This is a genomic window from Frankia sp. CcMO1 (genome assembly GCF_977945845.1).
The window spans coordinates 1-3,806 of record NZ_CDWTMG010000343.1; the positions used below are offsets into that span (position 1 = coordinate 1).

Sequence of the window (3,806 nt, forward strand, 5' to 3'; positions counted from 1 at the left end):
CCCCGGTATGTGGCGGCTGATCCCGAACTGGCAGACCCGGATCGTCGGGGGATTCCGAAATTCTGGGATATGAGGGTCCGCGACACCGTGGTAGAGATCATCCCGCCGGCCGTGCCCGAGCACTTCAAGCACGTTTTGGCGGGCTTGGCCAGCCCTGACGACGACCTGCTGGACCAGCTGATGAGCGGGCAGTTCGCCTACCCGGGTCCGGTACCCGAACGGACCATCGCCCAGCTCCCGGTCAGTCTGCCGCCGGCGGGGGAACTCGCGGAGGCGGCCGGGCGCAGCCGGGTCGTGGGGCAGCTTCGCGCGTTCGTCGCCTGGGTCGGCACGGATGGTCGGCCGTTGACAGCCGCCGGAAATCTCAGGCCGGCCGACGCGCGTGAGCTTGTCGACCTTCTCGATACCGGCGAGCAGGGCCTGCGGGTACGCAGCACCGCCGAGCTGCCCCACCTCAACCTGATCTTTACCTGGGCGAAGAAGACCCGCCTGGTGCGGGTCAGCCGGACGAAGCTGGTGGCGGTGGCCAAGGCGCGGCCGCTACTCAAGGACGCCGAGGCACTGTGGCAGCGGGCATTCGAGACGTTCTTCGAGCTGCGGGACGCGGTGTGTCTGCCGATCTGGACGGGCAGTGGCACCTCCCTGCTGTACGACGTATACGCCGAGGCGGTCCCGGACATGCTCAACACGATCTACAGCCTGCCGGATCCGATGCCGATGGCGTGCCTGGAGGAGGCGGTGTGGCAGTCGTGCCGGCAGCAGTTCCGCGTCGACGCCGGAAGCCCCCTGCAGCAGGGCGGTTGGCGAACACACCTCGGGAGAGACATTAAACGTGTGTTCGATGTGCTGGCCGCGCTGGGCGCCGTGGAGAGGACGCGCGGGCTCGCGGACGAGAAGTTCATCGCCACTCTCGCGGACGACGTCGAGACGCCATTCGCGGTGGAGCGGTCGATTTCCGGCCCGGCGGCGGCCCGCCTGCGCGCGGAGCTCGCCCAGCCCACCGAGTTGGTGGCGCTGACCGCGCTGGGCACCCGGGCCATGCGTGGGCGGCTGCTCGCCGAGGGACGGGAGGCCGGCCTCGTCGGCGACCTGGCAACCGCACAGCCCGCCGAACTGCTGGGTGTGATCGCTGAGCACTACACCCGGGAGACGGGTAACGCGGAGATCACCAACTGGCTGGCCGGGCACGGCGGTGACGTCGAGCCGCTGCTGGACGCGGTGCGGGTCTGCCCGTTTCGGACCAGGGCTGCGGCGATGCTGAACGTGCTCACCTCGGCGGTGCCGGCCGGGGCGGAACTCCTGGACGGGCTGCGCGACGACCCGGTACTGGCCCCGCTCGCGGTGACGGCCCTGCTCGACCGGGGCGCCCTGCAGCCGGAGGACCTCACCGATCGGGAGCAGGCACTGGTCATGACCGAAGGGTTCCTGCAACTGCTGGAGATGGGCGGGCCTGAGGTCGTCCGCGAACAGATCGAGGAGATGGCCGGCGACCTGGCCGGCCTGGACTTCGCGGAGCTGCTCGCCATAATGCGCGGCTGCGGACATCCCGGTGCGCCGACGTTGCGGGACTTCCAGGCCCTCGTGGTAGATCCGGGGTAGCCGGAGGTCGCGAGAGCGAAGGTGAACAGGTCAGTCGGGCTGCGACGGACCGGGCAGGACGATACGGAACGCCGCCCCGCCGCCCGGGGTCGGGCGGTATTCGACCCGCCCGCCGTGGCGGCGGCGACGGAGACGTACATCGCGGTCCACAGCAGCCGGTTGACCGGGTGACGGACGAAGTCCTCACCGGTCTCCGTCTGGACCAGGTGGGGAGACCATCGGGCCGGGTGCCGCGCCAACCCGCAGGCGGGAGTCACCAGCAGCTACGAGTGGACCGGCTCAGGACGCCCGGGCGTGCTTACGAGCGGTAGCGGCATGTCGCAGGTCGCCACGCCCGCAGTATCCGTACTCGACCCGTCGCCGCCACACGGTCAGCCGGCAGTGGTCCGCCTCAATCGTCCAGGTACGGCGTTCGACCCGATCCTCGATCTGCACGGGCCGCGAGGTCACCGGCTCGTTCGCGCGCAGATGAGCCCAGTTGTGCGCCGCCTCCCATTCCGGGAAGGTGGCTACCAGTTCGCCATCGCCGTCGTAAACCTGGAATTGGCGAGTCTTCATTGTCGCGCCTTTCGGTGATTGTCCGATAATGATGAGCGGGATCTGCCCGCCGGAGCCGCCGCGGAAGAAATCCCCCCCCCCCGCGCACAGCCGCACGACGGAGAGCCGCGCGACGGGGACAGCGCGGCGGACAACGGCGAGATGGCCGGCTCCGGGCGAGGATCGTCATCCACTCACCCGGAACCGGCGGCTGGCGGTTGACGCCTGACGGTTGACGCCTGACGGCGTCGACACCTGCGGGACCGGCGACGCGGCCGCCGGGCATGGAGGCACCACAGGTGCGGGGCACCGTGTCTCGGCGCGGTCTCCCTACCGACATCCCGGACCCTGCGCGATGACCATCGACGTCTCCCCGCAACCAGCTCTACCCCAAACTCTCACCTTGAGGTGCATAATCGCTACTCAAGGTAAGCATGACCCCTGCACGCCTCTTCTGCAAGAACTTCTGTAAGAGTTTCGCTACCCAGCGATGCGCGCCCTGGGTGAGGAGTGGCGAACAAGTGGCAGGATGCATCCATCACCCCGAAGAGCCCGAAGGACGAGCGATGGCCACGAGCGGCGGTCCGACCGTGCGGCGAAGGCGCCTGGGCGCCGAGTTACGACGACTCCGCGAGGGGGCGGGCATCTCCGTCGACGAGGTCTGCCAGCTGCTGCGCTGTTCGGTTTCCAAGGTCAGTCGGATGGAGAACGGCCGCGTGCCGGTCCGCACCCGGGACGTGTCCGACCTGCTGGGTCTCTACGGCGTGACCGACGACGAACGCCGGGACGCGTTGCTGGCCCTGGCCCGCGAGTCCCGGCGCCACGGCTGGTGGCATACCTACCACGACGTGGTCCCCGCCTGGTTCGAGATCTATATCGGCCTGGAGGGCGACGCCGCCTCGATCTCGGTCTACGAATCGCAGCTCGTCCATGGGCTACTGCAGACCAGCGACTACGCCCGGCACGTCATCCGAGCCGACGATCCGGAGGTGAGCGAGGACGAGGCCGAACGCAAGATCGCGCTCAGGCTGGACCGGCAGCGCCGGCTCACCGCCGCCGATCATCCTCGCCTCTGGGTGATTCTGGACGAGGCGGTCCTACGCCGGACAATCGGCGGCAGAGCCATCATGCGAAGCCAACTCGAGTTCCTCGCCAAACAGTCCGAACTGCCGAACGTGACAATCCAGGTGCTTCCCTTCTCCGTGGGCGCGCATGCCAGCCTGGGAAGCACATTCTCGATACTCGGATTCCCCGAGTCGGGAGACAACGAAGTGGTCTATATAGAGGAAGCGGCCGGAAGCCTCTATATTGAGCGCCCCTCCGAAGTCAGGCGCTATAGAGTGAAGCTGGATCATCTTCTGGCGGCAGCCCTGCGGCCGGAGGAGTCCATCCAGATGATACTCTCGGTCGCAGAGGAAATGAAATGACCAGATATATGAAGCCGATCATCGACAATGTCATCGGGGCGGCTTGGCGCAAGAGCAGCTACAGCAACGGCGCGGGCGGTATGTGTGTGGAGGTCACGGCGCTCGGCGGGGGCGTCGCCGTCCGCGACTCGAAGAACCCGACCGGGCCGGTGCTCGCCTTCTCGGCGGCCGAGTGGGACGCGTTCCTGGCCGGCGCGCGGGACGGCGAGTTCGACCGGAGTCGGATCATCCCGGCTCTTCGAA

4 protein-coding genes are annotated in these 3,806 nt (G+C 68.1%); 3 read left to right on the forward strand and 1 reads right to left on the reverse strand.

All coding sequences use genetic code 11. The features are described from left to right. A partial coding sequence (locus AC08OU_RS23440) for a hypothetical protein (RefSeq protein ID WP_476605829.1) occupies positions 1 to 1,599 on the forward strand: 1,599 nt, incomplete at its 5' end. Between the two features lie 279 nt (positions 1,600 to 1,878). On the opposite strand, the gene AC08OU_RS23445 is transcribed toward AC08OU_RS23440, so the two are convergent. Next, on the reverse strand, positions 1,879 to 2,157 hold the full coding sequence (locus AC08OU_RS23445) for a hypothetical protein (protein WP_476592003.1): 279 nt from the start codon (positions 2,155 to 2,157) through the stop codon (positions 1,879 to 1,881). A gap of 545 nt (positions 2,158 to 2,702) precedes the next feature. On the opposite strand from AC08OU_RS23445, the gene AC08OU_RS23450 reads away from it, so the two are divergent. Both AC08OU_RS23450 and AC08OU_RS23455 read left to right on the forward strand, forming a co-directional pair. Next, positions 2,703 to 3,563, forward strand: a complete 861-nt coding sequence (locus tag AC08OU_RS23450) for a helix-turn-helix domain-containing protein (protein ID WP_462189179.1) — start codon at positions 2,703 to 2,705, stop codon at positions 3,561 to 3,563. Continuing rightward, the coding region (locus tag AC08OU_RS23455; protein WP_476605830.1) for a DUF397 domain-containing protein at positions 3,560 to 3,806 on the forward strand (247 nt) is incomplete at its 3' end. The genes AC08OU_RS23450 and AC08OU_RS23455, both read left to right, overlap by 4 nt.